Here is a 20659-nt window from a genome sequence, read left to right as displayed (position 1 = left end):
TCGTTTTATGGGCCACGGGCGTGCGTGTGCGAGTCCCTTTGGCCCATAAGGAACGCTGGCGGGTCGTTATTTGGGCCGTGGGTCACTTCGCCCGCGCCGTGTTTCGTCATACGCTCATAGTGGAAGCCGATGCCACGGAGTCGACTTGCGACTCGGGCAACGGATGAGCTGCAAGCGAAAGGAGCGGTGAGGATGATGAAGCCCATGACGAAGAAGCTGCTGTTAGGAATTCCCACCGTGACGCTTTCGGCTGTGTTGGCGTGTACGGTGGCAGGCTGCGGCGGTAATGCGCCGAGTGGTTCGGGTGGTAGCGCGCCTGTGCAGGAGAAGTCCAAGAAGGCCAAGGCCTATGAGTCGCAGACGGTCGAGGTGGCAGGCATTACCTATGAGTCGATGGCTCACGGTACGTTCTATCGCGGTGATGCCAAGAAGCAGGACGGCTTTTACCTGCACATCAAGATTACCAACAACAACACAAAGAACAGGACGTTCAGTTCCTTTAACGTGCATGCTGCCCAAGGCGATCTTGAGGCAGGCGACCCGTTGTTTACTTCCGGCAAGTCGGCCGTGCTCGACTACGTTGCAAGTGAGGCTCCCGATGAGCTTCACGAGGGCATCGATCTTTCCAAGAGGCCAGATATCGGCCCGGGCGAGACCGTTGAGTACGTGTATTTCTGGGCGCCCAAGACGGCGTACTACGGGCCCATCACTGTCGAGTTCGTAGACGCTTACGCCCCCGCCAAGAATCATGAGGCCATGCACTTTGACACCACGGGATGCGAGACTAAGGAGTTCAAGGCGGCCGGCGGCGTGGCCGATTCTGGCGAGAAGGCAGATTTAACGGGCATCGACTGCGCATCGTACAGCATCGAGGCCGCCGATGGGTACACGCTGGATTCGTCCGACGAAGAGCGCGAAAAGGCAAACTTCTTCCACGACGAGACTGGAGGACGCCTGAACATCAGCATCTTCCCGCGCTCGCCGGAGGAAGAGGTTGCAAGCCTAGAGCAGGTCTACGAAGGCAAGGAGACAACAACCGACCAGGTTGAGTACAACGGCATAACGTGGCTGCGCTTTACCGGTCCCGACAACGGCCATACGCTGTTTGCGACGGCTCCCGCGACGGGCGAGACCGTCCGCGTGTCGATTGGCTGGAAGATCGACTGGGATGCCGCCGTGCCCATGATGGAGGCACTGAAGCTCAAGTAACGCCGCGATTCTTACGTCAGGCGACTCAGGGCTGGCTCCGAGTTATCGGGGCCAGCCCTTTTTGGTGCTCGATGAGCAGGGTCAGTGCCTCGCGCGGTTTCGGGCACAGCGGGGCATCGTGCACGCAATGACGAACATGATTTCCATAATGACATGTAACTAGGAGCTAGCGAGGCTTATCCGAATTGACCTCATCGGCGGTGTCTTTTTCGAGCGCCGTGCGGCGGGCGCTGTAGGCGATGAGGCCCGCGCCTGCCGCGGCGAGTGCTGCAGCGGCTGCCGTAAGGGGAGCGTTGACATCGCCCGTGCCCGCAAGCGCGCCCGCTTTTCCGGAGCGTTTGTTATTGCCGTGGTCCTTGCTGCTGCCGGAGCTGCTTCCGCCGGAGCCGCCGCCCTCGTCAGTACCGCTGCCACTCGAGCCACCATCGCCGTCTGCTGTCATCGGGGCGTCGTGAAGTCCTGTCGTATCCGCGCTGTCGCATACGCCGACCTGCACTTCCGAGCGTTCGCATGCCGCATCGGACACATGAAGCTCGTGCAGTACGGCACCCAGCGTCGAGTTTGCGCCCGGTCGAATTTCCTCGAGCGTCACGGGATCGAGCGCCACCAGATTACGTGCCTTCGCATACAGCGTTACGCGTTTGCCCACTTCGTCGCTCCAACTCTCGGGGATGGCGAAGCTCATGCGGAACTGTGCCGTGCAACCCGGTGCCAGCACGGCGTTGCCGTTGTCGGCTACCAGCGGGTGCGTTGCAAAACGTGCGCCCAGCGTCTCGAGCGCGTACTCTACGTGTGCCATGTCGTTGGCCGAAGCATCCTCGGCAAGCTCTGGATCGTAGATCGAAGCCATGCGTGCGTTCGCTCCGAACCCGATGGATGCGCTGGAGAACGGCTGGCTGGAGCCCTCTCGGTACAGATCGATCGTGCCGGCGGTCAGCAAGGTGTTGCCGTCGTTTCGCACCGTGACCATGAAGGATTCGCCTGCTGCTCCGGGCACCACCGCGCCCGAGGTAGCGACCGCGCCCGTCGGAGTGGCACACGCCACCAAGGGCACTTCGATGCCGCGCAGCTCTGCCTCGCTCTTCTCCGCGCTCACAATGTGCGTGGCGAGCGCGGAGAGCATACCTCCCGACGTCAAAAATGTCGTTATCTGATCGACGGGATGGTCCAGCTCGCACATCACGAACGGCTCTGTGAACAGATCGCCTGCCAAGGTGCTGGCGAAGATGCGGAAGTGCTTGCCCATCACTGCTACCGGGTTGCCTTCTTCGTCGTAGGTTTGTCCCACCTTGCCATCGGTGTTCTCTACATAGAGCACGCACCTGCCGTTGTTGCTTACGCTAAACGATGCCGGGCCACAGCCTGCGGCACCCACGGGCTGCTTTGCAAATGCCGATGCGCCTCGCGTCCAAGTAATATGCTGCAGCTGCTCGTTGACGGTGGCCAAAAAGCCCGAATGTTGTGGCCACGGCACCGCATGGGGCACCGTGGCGTCTGGTGGCATAACGCCCCAGCCCGCAATGGACTGGCCAATCACGGCGTACGATGCGCAGCCGCAACCGTCTGCGGTCTCGTACGCAACGGGCGTCACCATTTTGCCGTTGATATTCTCGGGTTCGCCCAGCTCGATACTCGACGGTGCCTGCGGAAAGCGGAGAACTTGGCGGAACGTCAGGCTGTCGCCCGAAACGTCCGACCACAGGGTGAAGCACTCCAGCGCAACCTCAGCCTCGCTGCCGAGCGCCTTTTCTGCGGTGGTTCCGCGGCGGTGGAGGTAGGCACCCGACAGGCGTCCGTCGACCAGCGTCTTGCCCACCGTGATGCGTGGGCACTGCAGGCAATGGTAGCCATCCTCCTGAAGGCGGCCGCGCGAGATACTGCGCCATGACGTATGCGACACCACGCGAACTCCGCCGTTGCTTATGCGCAGGCGCACAACGGACAGTATGCCGGATGTGCTCGCCGCATCGAAAAGGGTGTTGTCGCCGGCGGGGCGCTCGCCCGAGACCAGCAGCACGTAGGCGTCCTGGTTTCCCCTCCCGTCTGTATATTCCACCACATCGAAGTCGTAATCGAATATGCCGTCGCGCTCCACGTCGCCCTCGCCAAACCCAAGGGGGAAGTCCACGGGCGTGGGAGCGGACCACGTGCCGTTTGCCTTTGTATGCACCACCAGGCGCGAGCGGCCATTGTCGCCGTAGCGCACCGAGGCGATACGGAATAGGCATTCTGCGCCGGCAATCATTGCCAGTTTCATGTGAGCTTCGCTGAGCACGCCGGTAAACAGTACGTTGTCGCTCGAGGGTTTGATGCCGCCACGCTCGTCCTCCGATACACCGGCAGAATTGGCGTTGGGGTCCGCAACGGCGTTCGTCGCCTGCCCGATATAGGCGTACTTATACATCGGCGCGGCGTTTTCGTCGTCCTCTATCAGTGCATGGACGAAATGCTCGATCTGTCCCGTGTCGTCGCTTTCTGCATCCGCCTCGAGCTCAATGTGCGTGACCGCCCGGTCCCAATCGCGTACGGTAGGCGCGACGTTTATCGCGGCGGCTGCAACCTCGGCGCGTGCGAGCAGCTCGGCGTTGGTGACGATGGTGGCCGATGCGATAAATTGCGGCACGCCGCCCGCCTCGATGTTGCCGGGCGTGCCGAAGCAGGCATCCAGCGTGTAAGGCGTATCTCCACCCAATGCCAGCTCAGAGCGTTGGGGCACATGCTGGTCGCCATTGTTCACCGACATATTCCACGAATCGATGAGTGTGGGCCACGACCCCGACCAAGCCTTGGTGGTCCACTTGAACATTACGAACTGGAGTATCACATCGACATCGACGTCTGCACCTACACGCAGCCGCGGAAGCTGGTGTCCATCTGCCTTCTCGTACCCAATGAACAGCGTGAGGGATGCGGCGCCGCGCACGGCAGACGAGGCGACGCCTGCAACGCCGGCGCCAAAGGTGACGGCAAGCCCGATCTGGATGGTGAACGAGCCCGACGTGTTTGAATAGTCGAGCGAAATGTTTTTAAAAAACGCCGCGCCGCTGCCGTGCGTGTGGGCACCCACGGCGAGCGCCAGCTTCGCCAGCACCCAGGGATTGACGTTTAGGAAAAACGGCACCGGTCCTAGGGTAAACTGCTCGGTCCAATTGAGGTCGGTTCTTACCTGGAAGAGGGCCTTAATATTGCCGTATGCGGGGTCGTTGTTGTTACCCCAGGTTTTGCCCACCCAATCGTAGGCGAGCGAGCCGTACAGCTGTGTGGCGATATCCATCGTGAACAGCGGCGTGCAATGGTGGCGAAGGAGCTTGGTGTTTCTTGGATCGGTGCCCGAACCGGCACTCATACTCTTGTACTGATTCCACTTCCCCTCCATCTCGTCGAGGTAGCGGTTTGCCTGCTTGGCGCCCGACTCGCGCGGCGACTTCTTCCAGTACTCCGGATCCGGATTGCCCGAATCGTTCATATAGCTGGCTGGTTTGTATCCTCCGCCAAACAGCACGTATCCAGCAAACGAGAAATCGAAGAGGATCGGAAATGTGGGCATCCAGCACGTGAACTTATTGCCGCCGATGCCGGGAAACGCCGCGGGGAAATCAAACGGAGTGATCTCTTGGTCCATGGTAGTGGGGACGATAGTGGTCGAGCCCGATTCTGCCTTTGCGGCCGGCGCAGTGACAACGGCCATGGGGGAGGAGAGTGTGTAGGTCTTGCCCTGGTAGTCGAGGACAAAGCGCAACTTGCATCCTTCTTCCAGAAGGCTCGACGCTGCATCGAGGAACTTGTCTTCCAGCGTGAATGTCGCCAGATTGTCCACGCCCGATGCGCTGGCCTTGATCTGACCAATCTGCGTGACGGTTTCGGTTGAGCTGCCCGCAGCGGGCATCACTTTATTGATATGCAATGTTGCCTGCCCGCCCTGCGGCAGATGAGCCTGCACGGTAAAAGCGTGCGTGTCGGGCTGGTCGTTTGCCGCTTCGTCCGCTGGCATTGCCATAAACGTGGCGTCGGCGTACTGGATGTCCCATTCGTCGAACGTGAGCTGGCGGAAGTACGGCTCGCCATCGGAGAGCGGACGTGTGGGTGCGGTTATGGCGGTGCCGCCCTGGATACGCGTAAGGGGAATCTCGACATCGCGGTAGCCCGCCATGCTAATGGAGATGCCGCCGTTAAAGTCGTACGCGTCAAGGAGCGTTGCCTCGTCTACGTAGCCTTCCGAAAGAGGGGCGACCTCAAAGATGGCGGTGCCTTCGTCATCGGTCGTGGCGGCGAGCTGCTTGCCTGCGGCGTAGCGCGACGTGAGCGTGACCTGCGCTCCCTTGATGGGCATATTCTTGTTGGCGACGTCGACCACGACCACACCAAACATGGTGCGCGAGAGAACGAGCACCCTGAAGGGGTCTTTTTCGTCGGCATAGGCTTCGGTGGGCGCGAACGGCAGCAGGAAGGCATTTTCGCTTCCCGGCACGCGAGGCAACATGATGCTCGCTAGCGAGGACGCTCCGGCAACAAGTAACGAACGGCGATCAAGCATCTTGGGCTCCCATCCCGCAAATATCGGTGGAAATAATCCAATTGTGCGAGAAGGCGCCCCGTGGCGGTAGTGCCGTTCAAGGGTCAAAATGTCCAAATTGATCGAGCGAAGCGTCGGGTTCCGGAACGTGTTCGATGCGCTTGGCAGCCCGGTCGCTAACGCAACATATGCGCGACCAGCTCGGCGCGCGTGCCGATGCCAAGCTTTGCATACACGTTGGACAGCCGATTTTTAACGGTACCCGGCGATACTCCCATATGGCGTGCGATTTCGGCGTTGGTCCACCCACGACAGGCGAGCATGGCCATGGTGAACTCCGTGGTCGTTAGATCGTCTGCCACGTCCTCGCCCGAATCGGGGTTGTGGATGCGCCGCCAACCGTAGCTGAAGCGGTACGTGATCTCGATGATGCGCGCGAAGTCGTCAGGGTATTGCGTTTTTAGGCACGCCTCGATGAGCCCCTGTAAAAGGCCGTGGTGCTCGCCGATGAGCTCGATAAGGCCGTCGGGGCGCGCAATGTTCCAAGCGGCTCCAAAATGCGCTTTTGCGGCGTCGATGTCCTTGAGGCTCATGCATGCCATGGAAGCTGCCAGGTGCAGGAACAGTTCCGAGATGGGATAGCTTCCCTGTTTCATGATCAGGGCGTTTTCCGCCATGCCCAGGCTGCGGCCGTATTCGCCGCGCAGATATAAGGCGTGCGCCATCACGTAGCTGGCGAACAGGCGCAAGCCTTCGGGCAGATGCGCCGCAAGTGGATAAAACTCTTCGGCAGAATACGGGGAAGGCAAGTGCAGCAGGACGCTCGCGGCCGAGGCGAACAGGATATGCGTGGTGTGGACGGTGGGCGATTCCTCGTCAGTTGGCGTATCGAGGATGCCCGCAAGGCAACGGCGGGCATCCTCGATACGGTTGAGCGACAGACTGGCATATCCGCAGATAAAGCATGCGGAATAGCGCAGTACAGGGTCGGTGGCGTCAAGATGGGGGCGTGCTGTCTCGGCGGCGAGGGCGGCCTGTCCGCGAAAGTACAGCGCTTCTGCCATGGCGATGGTGCGTGAATTGGGGTCGGAAATGCCTGCAACTGCAGCGTCAATCTGCCCCGGCGCAAAGGCAGTGCACATCAACGGCATGGGAACGCATGGGTAGCCATCGCAGTCCATCTTCCATCTCCCAACAGCTGGCAACAATAGCAGCAATTGTACCCCTGTTGCTCAGGACTGGAATTTGTGGGTATCGTCCACGATTATGCCGAACGTATAAAGGAAGAGTCTATTGGCGATGCTCCCAAGGTGGCTACCGAAGCCTAGCTGACCTTGGGATATAGAAAAACTGCCACCCCTGCAAAAAGCTCTGCCGCAGCGATGGGAAACGGATCTTCTGGGCATTCCGTCGTCTCCAGCCAGCGCTGGACTGCTGCTGTCGCCTGCGCGTTGGCGAGCGGGGCGTGGGGACCGTCCGGCGACCAGCGGTGACGGGCGAGCCCTGCCGCGTGCGTGGGCCTCCATCGGCGTAGACCCATGACCCGCATGGCATCGGAGAAGTCCACCATGGCGTCCAGCACCTTACCGTCCGGCACGTCCAGCCTAGCGGCTCTCTTGAACCCGAGGTCGAAGAGGGCGTTGTACAAGGCATATGGGGCCGAGCGGAAGCGGATCAAAAGAGCGTTACTTGACGTTTCATGCATAATGCCAACCGCCCCGCGACATCACGTTCGCAGCGCGCAGGGGCCGGAGAATCTTCGCGATGAGAGTTGACGTCTAATACCTTGCATCGTATAGTGTGTATAGCATAGTATATGACGAGAGGAGGTGTGCGGATGGAGGCACAGATGAAGCGCGGCTTCCTGGAGGCCTGCGTGCTCGCGGCCGTCTCCGGCGAGGAGTCCTACGGCTACCAGATCGTGAAGGACGTACCGGCGAGCATGGGGCTCACAGAGTCGACGCTCTACCCGCTGCTCAAGCGCCTGGAGAAGGCCGGGTGCATCACGGCACGCTCCGCCGAGCACAACGGGCGGCTGCGCCGGTACTACCGCATCACGGACGACGGGCGAGCGCGCACCGAGGAGTTCCTGGCCGAGTGGCCGTCCGTACGGGAGATTTACGCATACGTTGAGGGGGCGCACCATGACGCGCGATGAGTTTCTGGGCCGGTTGGGCGAGCTGCTCGCCTGCCTGCCGGCCGAGCAGGTGGAAGAGACCAAGGCGTTCTATGCGGAGGCCATCGCCGACCGCATGGAGGACGGTATGAGCGAGGAGGAGGCCGTGGCCGCCATGGGCACGCCCGGCGGGGTGGCGGAGGCCACGCTCGACGACCTGCCCGCCGTGCCGCGCGCGATCGCGAGGACGCGCCGGCGCAGCACCGCGCTGCTGTGGTTGCTGACCATCGTGGGCTCCCCGGTGTGGGTGCCGCTGCTCGCCGCCTTCGCCGCCGTGGCCGTCACGGTCTATATCTGCATCTGGGTGCTGGCGCTCTGCGTGTGGATCGTCGCGGCGGCACTCGGGGGCGCGGGCGTAGTTGAGCTCCTGCTTGCCATAAGCGGCGTCACATCGGCCACTTCCCGTACGCCCTCGCCTCGGCGGGCGCGGGGCTCGGCCTCGCCGGCGTGGCGCTCTTCGTTGGTGCTGGCGCTTGGGCCGCCTCAAAACAAATTGCGCGCCTCTCGGCGCTCTGGGCGAGGAAGGCCGCCTCGCCTTTCTGGAAGGGTAAGGGCGAGAAGGGCGGCACTGCCGCGCATCTCGCAGCGTAGAAAGGAGTGAGTACCATGACCAGCGCGAAGAAGATCTACCTCGCTGTGGCGGGCGGGCTCGTTGCCGCGGGTGTTGTCCTCGCGGGCATTGGCTTTATCGCCTCGGGCTTCGACCCGGCCGTGTTCACAACCCAAATCGATACGCGCGACAGCACCATCGTGCTCGGCGGCGTCGAGGTGGACGAACACGAGAGTATCCCGTTCATCAGCCAGCTCGCCAATCTGGGCGAGATCGACACCTCCAACGTCGCGGACCCCGCCGCGCCCTAGGGGCGGCGAGTCCGGGCGCTCCGTCCGCCAAGCTGCGTAAGCCGGCGAAACCCGAACCTCGGCTCCAGTGCAACTGGTCTCAAGCCTGCGCCGATTCGCTCTCAGCGCCGCGCGGGGGCCCATGACGCATACCCAAAATCCATCCGAGGAGAAAAGAACGCAATGACGACAGCCGTGCCTCTCCACCTTCACGGGGTCACGAAGGCGTACCGCGGGGGGGGGACCGTCCTCGGCCCCATCGACCTCGCCCTCAAGGCGGGGCGCGTCTACGGGCTCATCGGCGAGAACGGCGCCGGGAAGTCAACGCTCATCTGTATCGTCACTGGCACCGCCAGCCCCAGCTCGGGCTCGGTTGAGCTGTTCGGCGAGCGCGGCGCGCGCGGGCTTGCCGCCGCCCGGAGGCGTATGGGCTACATGCCCGACGCGAGCTCGGCCTACCCGGGGCTCTCCGCGCGGGAGAATGGATTTGCAACGGTTGCTTAAACAATTTTTACAGGGACAGCCCTGCGTTCCTGAACTCAACTGGGCTCATGTAGCCCAGTGTCGAAGGGACAGTCGCCCCAGTCCGCGTACCAGACCTGCGTGCCGCCGAGGGAATACTTCCTCCAGTAGGGCCAGTGCGGGACGTCCATCCTCTCCTCCTTTCGGGGCGTCAGGCGCCGGGCCCAAGGCCGCACCTGCGCCCCAGCTCCGCCACGAGGGCGTCGTTGTCTCTGACCGAGACGATGGCGTCGCCGTCGTAGGGCGCCTCGATGTAGACGCGATCGAGCGAGTTGGCCGTCCCCGCCCAGAGCGTCCTGGTGCGCCGGACGCCCCGCACGTGGGCGTAGGGTATCACCGAACGCGTCCCAGCGTACACGACGACGAGGCGGTCGCCGTAGAGCTCGAGGCGATTGCTGCGGACGGGAAGGGCAGCCAGGGCCACGAGGGCCGGGATGGGCGGCAGCGCGAGCCAGCCCCATAGGAGCGCGGGACTCGAGCTCAGGAAACACGCGATACACGCCGCGGATAAACCGCCCGCCACAATCACCATGGCCGCTATGAACCACGGGTCTGTCCTGCCGGGGAACACCCGCTCCGGCCGCTCGCCCTTCTCACCCATTACGGCCTCCCTCCCGACGCCCTCCCTGGCGGCGCGTGGGGCCGGAGAGTGCCTTGAACCCGTCGCCAACCATCTCGCCCCCCGTTCTGTGGGCCTTCTGTAGTGGTATGTACCCCCGACTGTTCGGCGGATGTCGTATTATACGTTTGTCGAACTTTTGGAGGAGTACCTCGACTGGAAGCGTGGGTTCAGTGGAGCATGAACCTAATCTCTGTCTCTCTTGCTTTTTCTGATTTGTTGAGAAGCCGGCGTTTGGGGGCATTTTGGATAGCGAACAGTTCAAACAAGAAGCTGAGAAAATAGAACAAAGCCTGAGTGCCTTGAGAGTCGCCGAGCGCAATGCAGTGATTCCCTTCATGAACGGCGACTTTACCCAATGGGATCTATATCTGGCATCCTCCTCTGAATATGCGATGAGATTGATAGACGGATTCATCTCCATGCTCGAGTCGAGGAATCTTGTTTGCGTCGCCCAGCTTCTCCGCGCACAGGTTGGAGTCTGCCTGCGGACATTCGCGTTATTCGCCGCCGAAGACCAGGATGACTTTCTCCCAAAAGGCTGCCAAGTACCATGGCGTGAGCGTTGGGGTAGCCATCATTCAGCGTGGATACATCCGGATGCGCATAGATCCAGACGATTCCAACGTTCTCGTATTTCCCGTGCAGGTAATCGAAGAAGGCAAGCGACACCATACAGTTACCGCCGACGGTCACGACTCTGTCGGGGTTTTCTGCCGTAAGCTTCCTCTGCGCATCCTGAATCCCCGCCAGGACTTCGTCCTCGGCATAGATGTGAACTGCCTCCCATTTCTCATGTTCAAGTTTTGGGACGCGTTTCACAATGCCGAGTGGGACCCCTGGACAGTCGGATCACGTGGTGGCCCCCTTTGAGAGGGTCACGAGCATCACGGTTCCGTCCTCGGAACTTGCTTCGACCTCTACAGCGCCACCGTGAAGCGCTGCAATCTCCCAAACGAGCGCTAGTCCGAGTCCTGCGCCGCCGTATGCCCTGCTGCGGGAGTTGTCTAGACGAAAGAACGGCTGGAAGATGCTCTCACGGTACTGCTTGGATATTCCCGGGCCCTGGTCCTCGACTCGCAGGAACACGCGGCTGTCGTTGTCGCAGATGGAGACGTTGACAGTCGAGCCGGGGCGGCTGTAACGGATGGCATTTTCGACCAGGTTAAACACCAGCCGATAGAGGAGCGTGTCGCTCCCGATTACTAAAGCGTCTCCAGCACAATTGAGGGCTATGCCCTTATTTTCGGCAAGTGGCGCAAGGTCGGTGAGGACCTCTTCGGACAAGGGACCAAGTTCCACATCGTCCTCGCAAGGAACGCTGCGCAGCTCACTCATCTCGAGCAATACCTTGGCCATTCGAGACATGCGCTCGGTTTGTTCTTGTAGCAGGCCGAGCAGCTCGGCTGTTTCGGGTTGCAAACCGGAGTGTTCGGAGATGAATAGTTCAATCTGTGCCTGCATAAGGGCGAGCGGGGTGCGCAGCTCGTGTGCGGCGTTGCCGGTAAACTGACGCTGTGCAGAGAACCCCTCGCCAAGACGAGCGATCATGTCGTTGAATGAGGCGCTGCATCGCTGTAGCTCGGTGGGTACATCTTTGCTGAGCTTAATTTCGCTTAGGTTGTCAGGCTGCACGCGCTCAACCTGGGCTGCAAAAGCCCGTAGCGGTTTAAGTGCACGGCCGCTCACAAAGTATGCCAGCGCGCCGCCAAGGAGTGTGACTCCAGCCGTGATGTACCAGGTTGTCGTGCCGAAAGACTCTTGTGCGTCGTTTACGACGATCGTGACCTTTTCATCGAGGGTCGCTTTCGTTGGGTCAAACGCTTGGGGCGAATCTTCACCGGTTGCGTTAAAGGCCGAGATGTCACTGCCGATGGCATCCATGTAGCGCATACCCGTATAGCCGACCAGGCAGTTCGTCAGCACGCACGCCGCGCACGTCAGAAGTGCCGTCATGATCGTTATGCGCCATTGCAGCGAAAGCCCTTTCATTCGCCATCCTCCATAACGTAGCCCTCTCCAATCCGATTGCGAATCGGGTCGTATCCCAAAGCGCCGCGCAACTTTTTTCGGAGCGACGAGATGTGAACGCGGGTTGCGTTGCTAAAGCTGTTCACGGTGCTATCCCAAACGTGCTCTATAAGCTCCTCTTGGCTTACCGGTCGCCCCTGATTAAGCATCAGGTATTCCAAGATTCCCGTTTCCTTGCGTGTAAGAGATAGAGCCTCACTGTCCACGGAAGCGATGCGCGCCTTGGTGTCAAAGTTGAGCTTTCCGCAGGTTAATACTATGTCGCTTTGTGCGAAGCGCCTGAGGGTAAGGCTGCGGATCCTTGCCGCAAGTTCGTCCAGATGAAACGGCTTGGTAAGGTAATCGTTGGCGCCGGCATCGAGTCCGGCGACTTTATCGGATACTTCGCCACGTGCGGACAGAATCAGTACCTTGGTCTCGCAGTCGGTTTTCCTAAGTTCCCTGAGCACGGTCATGCCGTCGATACGGGGGAGATTGAGGTCGAGCACCACGAGGTCAAAGACTTCGACGCCCAGCAGGTCGAGCGCCTCCTGTCCGTCGTGACAGCAGTCGACGCTGTATGCCAGGTTTCGTAAGCTGCGTGCGATTGTGTCGCACAGCGCCCGCTCGTCTTCGACGATCAAAATACGCATAACAGTCTCCTTGCACATTCCATATCGCGCTTAACACGGATTTTATAGCCGATATGGTCCAATGGTCGCGTAACGAAAGGAGTGGTTGGGTTGTTCAAAGCGGTAAAACCCGTGGTACAGGTCGCTTTGTTGATCGTCGGAATTACCATGGTGTGCTTTGGCGTTATGCGTGGCGAGGCGGATGCCGTGCTGGCCAAAGCGATTAGGCTGTGCTTGGAGTGTATCGGAATTGGATAAAAGAGAAAACACTGCGTCGCATGTTTTGGCCCGATTTCGCGGATTTATTCAGGCGGCGGCGACGCTCATCACCAACATTCACCTGCCAAACTTTGCCAAAGGCGGCATCTATCAGGGCGCGGGAAAAACAGTCTGCGTACCTGGACTTAATTGCTATTCGTGCCCCGCGGCATCGGGTGCGTGCCCCATCGGGTCGTTCCAGTCGGTGGTAGGTTCATCCAAGTTCAACTTCTCCTACTACGTTACCGGTACGCTCATTTTGCTCGGCGTGCTGCTGGGTCGCTTTGTATGCGGCTTTCTGTGCCCGTTTGGCTGGCTGCAGGAGCTGCTTCACAAGATCCCCGGCAAAAAGCTTTCGACAAAAAGGCTCAAGGCGCTTACGTATATCAAATACGTTGTGCTGCTGTTTGCCGTGGTGGTGCTGCCTGTGCTGGTGGTCAACGATGTGGGGATGGGCGATCCGTTCTTTTGCAAATACGTCTGTCCGCAGGGTGTGCTCGAGGGTGCCATTCCGCTGGCCATTGCCAATGCCGGCATTCGATCTGCGCTGGGCCAACTCTTTACCTGGAAACTTGCCGTTCTCATTGCCGTGGTAGTGCTGAGCATTTTGTTCTATCGCCCCTTCTGCAAATGGATTTGTCCACTCGGCGCATTCTATGCGCTCATGAATAGGGTGTCCCTACTGGGGATTCAGGTTGACGCGTGCAAATGCGTCTCGTGCGGCAAGTGCTCAAAGGTTTGTCAGATGGACGTTGATGTGGTCCGCGCGCCCAATCATGCCGAATGCATCCGGTGCGGAAAGTGCATCGGGGCCTGTCCTGTCGATGCCATCAGCTATCGCTATGGCCTGGATGTGTCGGCGGAAAAGCTCCCCTTGACCGCCGATAAAAAGTAAAACAAGCTTCGACAAAACGGAGGAATGACTATGAAGCTTTCTAAGATTGCGGCCCTGTTTATGGTGCCGGTATTGGCCTTGTGCCTTGTGGCATGTTCGGCGCCCGGTGGCAATGCGAGCGAATCTGCGAGCTCCGATCCTAAGATCGCAGAACTCACTGCGCAGAAGCCGGCCAATGCCGACGAGGCCGCCGAGTTGTATGCAAAACTCATGCAGAAGGAGAACGAGATCTTTTCGAGTGATAACGCGCTGTGGGAAAAGGTATTTAATGCGGCAAATAAAGACTCGGCAATGATTGAGGACGGCAGCAATTACGGCGATTTTCTGCTCAAGACCATCGACGGCGCCAAGGATGAGTTCATGGCGGATGAGCTTAAGACACTCAAGGCCGGTGCACAGCAGATCAAGGAGATCGAGGACAAGCTCGAGAGCCTGGAGAAGGAGTTCCCCGGCTGTGGAAGCACGCCGAGTGCAGGCGAGAGCGTCGACGCTTCGACCGCTGGCATGACGGCTGGTGCCAATGCTTCGAGCGAGGCGACGAAGTTCCCCAGCTTTACGGGCAAGGACCTGAATGGCAACGACGTGAACAGCGACGAGCTGTTCTCTAAGAACAAGGTCACCGTCATGAACTTCTGGTTCACCACTTGCAAGCCGTGCGTGGGTGAGTTGGGCGACCTTGAGGACCTGAATAAGGAGCTTGCCAAGAAGGGCGGCCAGGTCGTGGGCGTCAATTCCTTTACGCTCGATGGCAACAAGGGCGAGATTGCAGATGCCAAGGACGTGCTGAGCAAGAAGGGCGTGACATATAAGAACATCTGGTTCAAGTCGGATAGCGAGGCCGGTAAGTTTACGTCAAATTTGTTCTCGTTCCCGACGACGTATGTCATCGATCAGAATGGCAACATCGTAGGGGACCCAATCGTGGGAGCCATCAGCTCCGCCGAGCAGCGTGCAGCACTCGACAAGCTTATCGACCAGGCGATTGCGAATAGCGAGCAGTAAAAAACGCGTAAAGCATAGCGAGGATCGCGTGTCGCTGTGCGAAGTAGTCCGCTACCTTTCAAGATAAGCTCCACCATATAGAGGTCCCGCTCGGGACCTCTTCTTTTGGGCGCCGTCCCGTTCGTTTTTTGATGCGCTTCGTTACATTCCTCACTGGCGCTGGTAAAAAATGGGGATAGAGTAGGACAAACGCGTCGAATACGAACGGCGGGGGAGAGCGGGCAGAGTGCCCGCGCGGGAGAGGTTGCCGTCCATGCTGGAGCTCAAAGGTATTTGCAAAAGGTACGTCACGCAGTCGTTTACGCAGGTGGCGCTCGATAACGTGAGCCTGGCTTTTCGCGATAACGAGTTCGTGGCCATTCTGGGACCTTCGGGGTCGGGTAAAACTACGATGCTCAACGTTATCGGTGGGCTCGATCATTTCGATTCTGGCGACCTGCTGATCGACGGTATTTCGACCAAAGACTTTCACGATCGCGATTGGGATGCCTACCGCAACAACCGCATCGGCTTTGTGTTCCAGAGCTATAACCTCATTCCGCATCAGACCATTTTGGAAAACGTGGAGCTGGCGCTCACGCTCACGGGTGTGGGGCATGCCGAGCGCCGCCAGCGTGCGCGCGAGGCGTTGGAGAAAGTCGGCTTGGGCGAGCACGTTAACAAGCGCCCGAGCCAGCTTTCGGGCGGGCAGATGCAGCGCGTGGCCATTGCCCGCGCCCTGATCAACGATCCCGAGATTGTGCTGGCAGACGAGCCGACCGGCGCTTTGGACTCAACGACATCCGTGCAGGTCATGGATTTGCTCAAAGACGTGGCGCGCGACCGCCTGGTCATCATGGTCACGCACAATCCCGAGCTGGCGTACCAGTACGCCACGCGCATCGTCAACCTGGCGGACGGCAAGATCACCGACGATTCCGATCCCTTCGATGTTGCCAAAGCCACGCGCCGCGAAGCCAGGCCCACGCGCAAAACCTCGATGAGTTTTGTGACGGCGTTGGGTCTTTCTGCCCGAAACCTTATGACTAAGAAGGGCCGCACGGCCATGACGGCCTTTGCGGGGTCCATCGGCATCATCGGCATCGCGGCGATTCTGGCGCTTTCCAACGGCGTAAACGGTTACATCAAAAAGGTCGAGGAGGACACGCTCTCGAGCTACCCGCTTACCATCTCCAAGCAGGACTACGACCTGTCGTCCATGATGGGCGGGCAGGGGGCTGCGGATAATGACTCGCCTGAAAGCGTGGATTCGTCCGACGACAGTGTCGGCGGCAAGGCTAAGGGAACCGATAAGATTCCCGTGGTCACGGCCGTAAAGGATATGTTCGCGAGCGTTAAGTCCAACGACATGACGAGCTTTAAGGCATGGCTCGATGCCGGTGGCGACGGTATCGATAAAGAGGTCAACGCCATTCAGTACGGCTACGGTGTATCGCCGGTTGTCTATCGTGCCGGGAAGGGCGATGAGAAGCCTGTCCGGCTGGTGCCCAACGCCATGACCGAGGCCATGAGCGGGGGCGCGAGCTCGGCGGCAACGGTGAGCATGGAATCCATGGGAACCTCGGTCTTTAACGAGATGATTGACGACCAGAGCTTGCTCGACAGCCAGTACGATGTCGTCGCCGGCCATTGGCCTACGTCTGCTAACGAAGCCGTAATGGTGCTTTCGAGCCGCGGCACGGTGGGCGACTACACGCTCTACAGCATCGGTGCGTTGGATATCGATGAGCTCAACGACCTGGTTAACAGCGCTATGACGGCTGACGGTGGCGTCGAAGCGCCCGAGACCGGCACCGACTTTACCTACGACGATGCGCTGTCCACGACGTTTAAGGTGCTGTCGCCGGCCGATGCGTATCGCAAAAACGAAGAGACCGGCATGTGGACTGACATGTCTGGCGACGCCGACTTTATGACGGCCAAGGTTGCCGACGGTATTGACGTGCGTATTGTGGGCGTGGTGCGACCGAACGAGACGGCCAACGCGAGCGCGTTGTCCCCGGGCATTGCCTATACGCATGCGCTGACTCGCCAGCTTATGGAACGCGCTGCCAATTCGCAGATTGTGCAAGAGCAGCTTGCCCACCCCGAGACGGATGTCTTTACGGGCAAGTCTTTCGACGAACTGCAAGGCGAGGCCAAACAAGGAGTGGATCTGGGCAGCATGTTCAGTGTGGACGAGGCGGCGCTCAAGAGCGCGTTTTCGTTTGATACCTCCGCGCTCTCGGGTGTCGCCGGCGGTATGGACCTGTCGGGTCTTGACTTGTCCGGGTTGGATATCGACCTTTCGGGCGTTGGGAAGGACATCGACTTCGGCGACATCATGGCCAAAGCGCCGGTCCCAGATTTCTCGGGCATCTTTGACGGTTTGGAACTTACGCCCGAGCAAATGCAACAGGTGGGAACGCTTGCCAACCAGCTGTTTGAGGGCTTTTTGCAGTCTGATCAGTTTAAGGCGCTGACGCCCGATGATCTTAAGGACGCGTCAAAGCTTGCCGCCGCATTCTCGACGTATCTTGAGAGTGATACAGCAGCCCAGCAAATCCTGGCCCAGCTCAAAGCGCTCGGCGGCGATGCCCTGGCCGAGCGCCTGCAGCAGGCGATGACCGACTATGTGCAAAAGCAACTGGCTCCGTATCTGCAGCAGGCTATGGATCAGGTGACGAAGACAATCAGCGATCAGATTGCGGCGACGGTGTCAGCTCAGCTCAAGGCAGGCGCGGCAGGGCTCATGGGCCAGATGGCGACGCAGGTGTCATCGAGTTTTGCCAACCTGGCGAGCGCTATGCGTGTGGATGCGAGCGCCTTTGCGCGTGCCATCCATTTCAACATGGACGCCGAAGATCTGAGCTCGCTCATGATGAGCTATGCCAAGGCTTCGAAGCTCACCTACGATAACAATCTGACCACGTTGGGCTATGCGGATGAGGCAGACCCCATCTCGGTTAAGATTTTCCCGCGCGACTTTGAGGCCAAGGAGCGCGTGCTCGATCATATCGATGCGTACAACAAGCAGGTCAAAGCCGCTGGCCATGATGATCGGGCAATTTCGTACACCGACTACATGGGCATCATCATGGGCTCGGTGACCGACATCGTGAATACCATCAGCTTGGTGCTCATCGCGTTCGTGAGCATCAGCCTGGTGGTGAGTTCCATCATGATCGGTATCATCACCTACATCAGCGTGCTGGAGCGCAAAAAGGAGATTGGCATTCTGCGCGCGATCGGCGCGTCAAAGCGCAACGTGGCCAACGTATTCAATGCCGAGACCTTTATTGAAGGCCTCATTGCCGGCGTCTTTGCTATTGTCGTGGTGGTGCTTGTGAGCTTCCCAGTCAATGCCTGGGCGCTTGCGGCCAAACAGGTCCCCAACCTGATGAGCCTGCCCGTGCAGGATGCGCTGGTACTCATCGCGATTTCAGTGCTGCTGACGGTCGTTGCCGGTCTGCTGCCGGCCCGCAGCGCATCCAAAAAAGACCCCGTAGAAGCCCTGCGCTCCGAATAATGTGACAAAGGGGCTGTTCCTTTGTCACATTCCTTTCCCGGCGCCTAGCTTGTTTTGCCCATCAGCGTGATGCGGATGGCTGGATGGGTATGCTCGTCAAACTCGTCCTCGGGTTCCGTACCAAACGAGTAATACGCTTTGACGGGGCCGTCATTCGTCCTGATAGAGATTCTCTCGTAGAGCGAGCCGTTCAAAAAAGCCTGCCTGAACTCTTCGGGGAGCTTCTGCGCTGCTAGGAGCTCGGGGCTTGTGGTCTTGACGTCTATGGTTTGGACGGCAGAGGAAAGCTCGTCAAGGTCGAGCTCGATACGGGTAAGGTTGTCCTCGAGGCTCGCGCCGGGGTCGACCTCTGCCGCGTAGCTCACTTCCGTGAGTGTCCCCTTGTTGTCAAAATCCAGGTACGTATAGGTCTTTTGGGCGTCGGAGTCGCCGTCGTGCAGATAGCCGCGGACGTGGTAGCCGTAATCTTGATATCGCTCGTAGGGGTCATCGGCGGACACGTACTCGCATGAGGGCTCTAATGCCTTGCGAGCAATGGCGATCTGCTCAGCCGCGGCCGCGGCGTTCTCCTGCATCTCGATGTTTCCCTGCGCCAGCTGCGGGATATAGGCGCCGCATACGATCGCGAGGGGCAGCGCCACAAGCGCGATGACCCACTTCTTTGCACGGGGGACAGGCACGCCACAGGCCTCTGCCATAGCCTTCGCGTTGGCGAGGCTCTCGGTAAGCACGTCTGCCGCGGTGGCGACGGCGCCTACGGCAGCGGCGACTTCTGCCGCGCCGCCCAGGTTGCGCGCGGTCTCGTTGTCGCTGTTCTTGAGCAGGCGCGCGGCGGCCTGCGTGCCAACAACGCCTGCGATTTGTGCCGAGCGGTCTTTCTCGCTCTGCTCGACGGCGAGCCGGCGCTGCATTTCCTTCCACTGCTTGCCACGCATGCCAAAGCGCGGGGCGAGAGCGCAGTAGCAGAATATAACGAGCTCGATGGAGGTGAGCACCAAGGCGGTCATCATGCCTGTCTCTTGGAAGCCTTCGTGATGGAAGACGATGTCGTCGACCATTTCGAAAGGAATGATCGATAAGGGCAGCACGAATGCCATGGCAAGCGCCGCGCCGGCAACCTTGGGGCAAATGCAGTATCGCTGGATGCGCTTACGTTCTTGTTCGGTGAGCCGCTGCATAGGGTCCTCGACTCTCATCGTTTTCGGGGTGCAATGCGCACACGCTTTTGAGTATAAATGAGTGGAGGGCGTCTGCTGTTCAAACATAGTGGCCAACAGCGTGGTATTGGTGATCGTTGCGCAGTGACTGCTGGAGGGGTGGTTAACGTCAAGCAACCGCCTCTGCCTTGTGGGTGGCCTCAAGCACAAGGCATAATGCATGTGACAAAGGGACTGTCCCTTTGTCATATTGATGTGAGAATGGATGTTGATGATTCTATCGTTGGCCCCTATGGAGGGGATTACCGGGCACGTGTTCCGTCGCGTGCATGCGGAGTGCTTTGGCGCGCTCGATTGCTATTACACGCCGTTTTTGCCGCCGCCGCGCGTGGGCAACCGCTTTGGCGGTAAGGCGTTTAAAGAGGTCGATCCCGCCAATAACCAGGGGCTTAACGTGGTGCCTCAACTGATGTCCAAAAACGCGGACGAGTTTGTGTGGGCGGCGCAGGTGCTCGCCGACATGGGTTACCGCGAGGTCAATCTCAACCTTGGCTGCCCCTCGGGCACGGTTGTCGCCAAGGGCAAGGGCTCGGGCTTTCTGCGCAACCTCGATGAGCTCGAGGTGTTCTTGAGCGATGTGTGCGAGCGGTCGCCGTTGCCGGTATCGGTAAAGACCAGGCTGGGGTTGGAGCGCGATGACGAGTATGAGCGTGTGCTCGATCTGTATTGCCGCATGCCGCTGGCAGAGCTGATTGTGCATCCGCGCGTGCAAAAGGACCGCTATACGGGCTCGCCGCGCAAGGAGTTTTACGGCGAGACACTGGAGCGGGCGCCGTTTCCCGTGGCCTACAACGGTGACATCTTTGATCTTGAGGACATGGATGAGCTGGTAGAGGCCTATCCCGGAACGCGCCACGTAATGTTGGGACGCGGCCTGCTTGCGAACCCCGCGCTGGCTCGCATGGTTGCCGGCGGCCCTGCTGCTACGGCAGCTGAGCTGCAGCGCTTCCACGACACGCTGTTCGCAGCCTATGCGGACGAGATTGGCGGCAACGCGGTCTTCCGCATGAAGGAGTGGTGGTTCTACGCCAAGTGCGCTTTCGCCGACCCCACTACCGTTCACAAGCTCGTACGTAAGACCAAAAAGGCCGACGAATACCGCGCCGCCGTCGATCGCGTCTTTCGTGAGCAGCCGCTCGCGCCCATAGCCCGCTTTTGCGGCTAAATGTAGTCGTTGGGGACGTTCTTAAACGACTAGTCATTAAAGAACGTCCATTACAGTCGAAATTGTCAGCCCGGGACCGTCTCGGGCTACGAT

The 20659-nt window shown here is 59.7% G+C and carries 17 protein-coding genes; 10 read left to right on the top strand and 7 right to left on the bottom strand.

Annotated features, from left to right (window positions below):
• The first annotated feature begins 192 nt into the window (after nucleotides 1-192).
• The gene (locus tag AAAX32_RS02270; RefSeq protein ID WP_349099859.1) at nucleotides 193-1209 is read left to right on the top strand and encodes a hypothetical protein; all 1017 of its coding nucleotides are present in this window, start codon (nucleotides 193-195) and stop codon (nucleotides 1207-1209) included.
• Between the two features lie 166 nt (nucleotides 1210-1375).
• Here AAAX32_RS02270 and AAAX32_RS02265 read toward each other — a convergent pair whose 3' ends face one another.
• From AAAX32_RS02265 to AAAX32_RS02255, 3 genes are all read right to left on the bottom strand, one after another.
• Nucleotides 1376-5743 (bottom strand): hypothetical protein, encoded by a 4368-nt coding sequence (locus tag AAAX32_RS02265; protein ID WP_349099858.1) that lies wholly within the window; start codon nucleotides 5741-5743, stop codon nucleotides 1376-1378.
• 155 nt (nucleotides 5744-5898) lie between these two features.
• Nucleotides 5899-6903, bottom strand: coding sequence for a LuxR C-terminal-related transcriptional regulator (locus tag AAAX32_RS02260; RefSeq protein WP_349099857.1), 1005 nt, complete (start codon nucleotides 6901-6903; stop codon nucleotides 5899-5901).
• 143 nt (nucleotides 6904-7046) lie between these two features.
• Nucleotides 7047-7427 carry a hypothetical protein gene (locus AAAX32_RS02255; protein ID WP_349099856.1) on the bottom strand — a complete coding sequence of 127 codons (381 nt, stop codon included), beginning with the start codon at nucleotides 7425-7427 and terminating at the stop codon, nucleotides 7047-7049.
• Between the two features lie 132 nt (nucleotides 7428-7559).
• On the opposite strand from AAAX32_RS02255, the gene AAAX32_RS02250 reads away from it, so the two are divergent.
• The 4 genes from AAAX32_RS02250 (at nucleotide 7560) to AAAX32_RS02235 (ending at nucleotide 9242) form a co-directional block, all read left to right on the top strand.
• Entirely contained in the window at nucleotides 7560-7880 is a 321-nt protein-coding gene (locus tag AAAX32_RS02250; protein WP_349099855.1) for a PadR family transcriptional regulator, read from the top strand.
• A complete protein-coding gene (locus AAAX32_RS02245; RefSeq protein ID WP_349099854.1) occupies nucleotides 7867-8499 on the top strand; it encodes a hypothetical protein in 633 nt (210 codons plus the stop codon). The genes AAAX32_RS02250 and AAAX32_RS02245 overlap by 14 nt, the downstream gene beginning before the upstream one ends.
• A 5-nt stretch (nucleotides 8500-8504) precedes the next feature.
• A complete protein-coding gene (locus AAAX32_RS02240; RefSeq protein ID WP_349099853.1) occupies nucleotides 8505-8759 on the top strand; it encodes a hypothetical protein in 255 nt (84 codons plus the stop codon).
• Nucleotides 8760-8933: 174 nt separating this feature from the next.
• On the top strand, nucleotides 8934-9242 hold the full coding sequence (locus tag AAAX32_RS02235; protein ID WP_349099852.1) for an ATP-binding cassette domain-containing protein: 309 nt from the start codon (nucleotides 8934-8936) through the stop codon (nucleotides 9240-9242).
• Between the two features lie 169 nt (nucleotides 9243-9411).
• On the opposite strand, the gene AAAX32_RS02230 is transcribed toward AAAX32_RS02235, so the two are convergent.
• The 3 genes from AAAX32_RS02230 to AAAX32_RS02220 form a co-directional block, all read right to left on the bottom strand.
• On the bottom strand, nucleotides 9412-9861 hold the full coding sequence (locus tag AAAX32_RS02230) for a PH domain-containing protein (protein WP_349099851.1): 450 nt from the start codon (nucleotides 9859-9861) through the stop codon (nucleotides 9412-9414).
• 870 nt (nucleotides 9862-10731) lie between these two features.
• On the bottom strand, nucleotides 10732-11871 hold the full coding sequence (locus AAAX32_RS02225) for an ATP-binding protein (protein WP_349099850.1): 1140 nt from the start codon (nucleotides 11869-11871) through the stop codon (nucleotides 10732-10734).
• A complete protein-coding gene (locus AAAX32_RS02220; protein WP_349099848.1) occupies nucleotides 11868-12542 on the bottom strand; it encodes a response regulator transcription factor in 675 nt (224 codons plus the stop codon). The genes AAAX32_RS02225 and AAAX32_RS02220 overlap by 4 nt, the downstream gene beginning before the upstream one ends.
• Before the next feature lie 90 nt (nucleotides 12543-12632).
• Here AAAX32_RS02220 and AAAX32_RS02215 point away from each other — a divergent pair, with 90 nt between their 5' ends.
• The 4 genes from AAAX32_RS02215 (at nucleotide 12633) to AAAX32_RS02200 (ending at nucleotide 18184) form a co-directional block, all read left to right on the top strand.
• Nucleotides 12633-12779, top strand: a complete 147-nt coding sequence (locus tag AAAX32_RS02215) for a CD1871A family CXXC motif-containing protein (protein ID WP_035136962.1) — start codon at nucleotides 12633-12635, stop codon at nucleotides 12777-12779.
• Nucleotides 12772-13674 carry a 4Fe-4S binding protein gene (locus tag AAAX32_RS02210; RefSeq protein ID WP_349099847.1) on the top strand — a complete coding sequence of 301 codons (903 nt, stop codon included), beginning with the start codon at nucleotides 12772-12774 and terminating at the stop codon, nucleotides 13672-13674. The genes AAAX32_RS02215 and AAAX32_RS02210 overlap by 8 nt, the downstream gene beginning before the upstream one ends.
• A 30-nt stretch (nucleotides 13675-13704) precedes the next feature.
• The gene (locus tag AAAX32_RS02205; protein WP_349099845.1) at nucleotides 13705-14676 is read left to right on the top strand and encodes a TlpA disulfide reductase family protein; all 972 of its coding nucleotides are present in this window, start codon (nucleotides 13705-13707) and stop codon (nucleotides 14674-14676) included.
• Nucleotides 14677-14929: 253 nt separating this feature from the next.
• On the top strand, nucleotides 14930-18184 hold the full coding sequence (locus AAAX32_RS02200; protein WP_349099844.1) for an ABC transporter ATP-binding protein/permease: 3255 nt from the start codon (nucleotides 14930-14932) through the stop codon (nucleotides 18182-18184).
• A gap of 44 nt (nucleotides 18185-18228) precedes the next feature.
• Here the strand turns inward: AAAX32_RS02200 and AAAX32_RS02195 are convergent, their stop codons facing one another.
• Nucleotides 18229-19362: a hypothetical protein gene (locus AAAX32_RS02195; protein WP_349099843.1), complete on the bottom strand. Its 1134-nt coding sequence runs from the start codon at nucleotides 19360-19362 to the stop codon at nucleotides 18229-18231.
• Between the two features lie 250 nt (nucleotides 19363-19612).
• Between AAAX32_RS02195 and AAAX32_RS02190 the strand changes: the two genes are divergently transcribed.
• Nucleotides 19613-20566: a tRNA-dihydrouridine synthase family protein gene (locus AAAX32_RS02190; RefSeq protein WP_349099842.1), complete on the top strand. Its 954-nt coding sequence runs from the start codon at nucleotides 19613-19615 to the stop codon at nucleotides 20564-20566.
• Nucleotides 20567-20659: the final 93 nt, after the last annotated feature.

The organism is Collinsella sp. CLA-ER-H3, assembly GCF_040092425.1.
Classification (GTDB): domain Bacteria; phylum Actinomycetota; class Coriobacteriia; order Coriobacteriales; family Coriobacteriaceae; genus Collinsella.
Note: the sequence above shows the minus strand (reverse complement) of the source record. Positions and strands in the feature narration are given on the sequence as shown.

Coding starts and splice junctions, on each gene's coding strand:
- AAAX32_RS02200 (WP_349099844.1), top strand. CDS start 14,930: ATGCTGGAGCTCAAAGGTATTTGCAAAAGGTACGTCACGCAGTCGTTT.
- AAAX32_RS02240 (WP_349099853.1), top strand. CDS start 8,505: ATGACCAGCGCGAAGAAGATCTACCTCGCTGTGGCGGGCGGGCTCGTT.
- AAAX32_RS02205 (WP_349099845.1), top strand. CDS start 13,705: ATGAAGCTTTCTAAGATTGCGGCCCTGTTTATGGTGCCGGTATTGGCC.
- AAAX32_RS02245 (WP_349099854.1), top strand. CDS start 7,867: ATGACGCGCGATGAGTTTCTGGGCCGGTTGGGCGAGCTGCTCGCCTGC.
- AAAX32_RS02260 (WP_349099857.1), bottom strand. CDS start 6,903: ATGGACTGCGATGGCTACCCATGCGTTCCCATGCCGTTGATGTGCACT.
- AAAX32_RS02190 (WP_349099842.1), top strand. CDS start 19,613: ATGATTCTATCGTTGGCCCCTATGGAGGGGATTACCGGGCACGTGTTC.
- AAAX32_RS02270 (WP_349099859.1), top strand. CDS start 193: ATGATGAAGCCCATGACGAAGAAGCTGCTGTTAGGAATTCCCACCGTG.
- AAAX32_RS02195 (WP_349099843.1), bottom strand. CDS start 19,362: ATGCAGCGGCTCACCGAACAAGAACGTAAGCGCATCCAGCGATACTGC.
- AAAX32_RS02250 (WP_349099855.1), top strand. CDS start 7,560: ATGGAGGCACAGATGAAGCGCGGCTTCCTGGAGGCCTGCGTGCTCGCG.
- AAAX32_RS02220 (WP_349099848.1), bottom strand. CDS start 12,542: ATGCGTATTTTGATCGTCGAAGACGAGCGGGCGCTGTGCGACACAATC.
- AAAX32_RS02255 (WP_349099856.1), bottom strand. CDS start 7,427: ATGCATGAAACGTCAAGTAACGCTCTTTTGATCCGCTTCCGCTCGGCC.
- AAAX32_RS02225 (WP_349099850.1), bottom strand. CDS start 11,871: ATGAAAGGGCTTTCGCTGCAATGGCGCATAACGATCATGACGGCACTT.
- AAAX32_RS02230 (WP_349099851.1), bottom strand. CDS start 9,861: ATGGGTGAGAAGGGCGAGCGGCCGGAGCGGGTGTTCCCCGGCAGGACA.
- AAAX32_RS02265 (WP_349099858.1), bottom strand. CDS start 5,743: ATGCTTGATCGCCGTTCGTTACTTGTTGCCGGAGCGTCCTCGCTAGCG.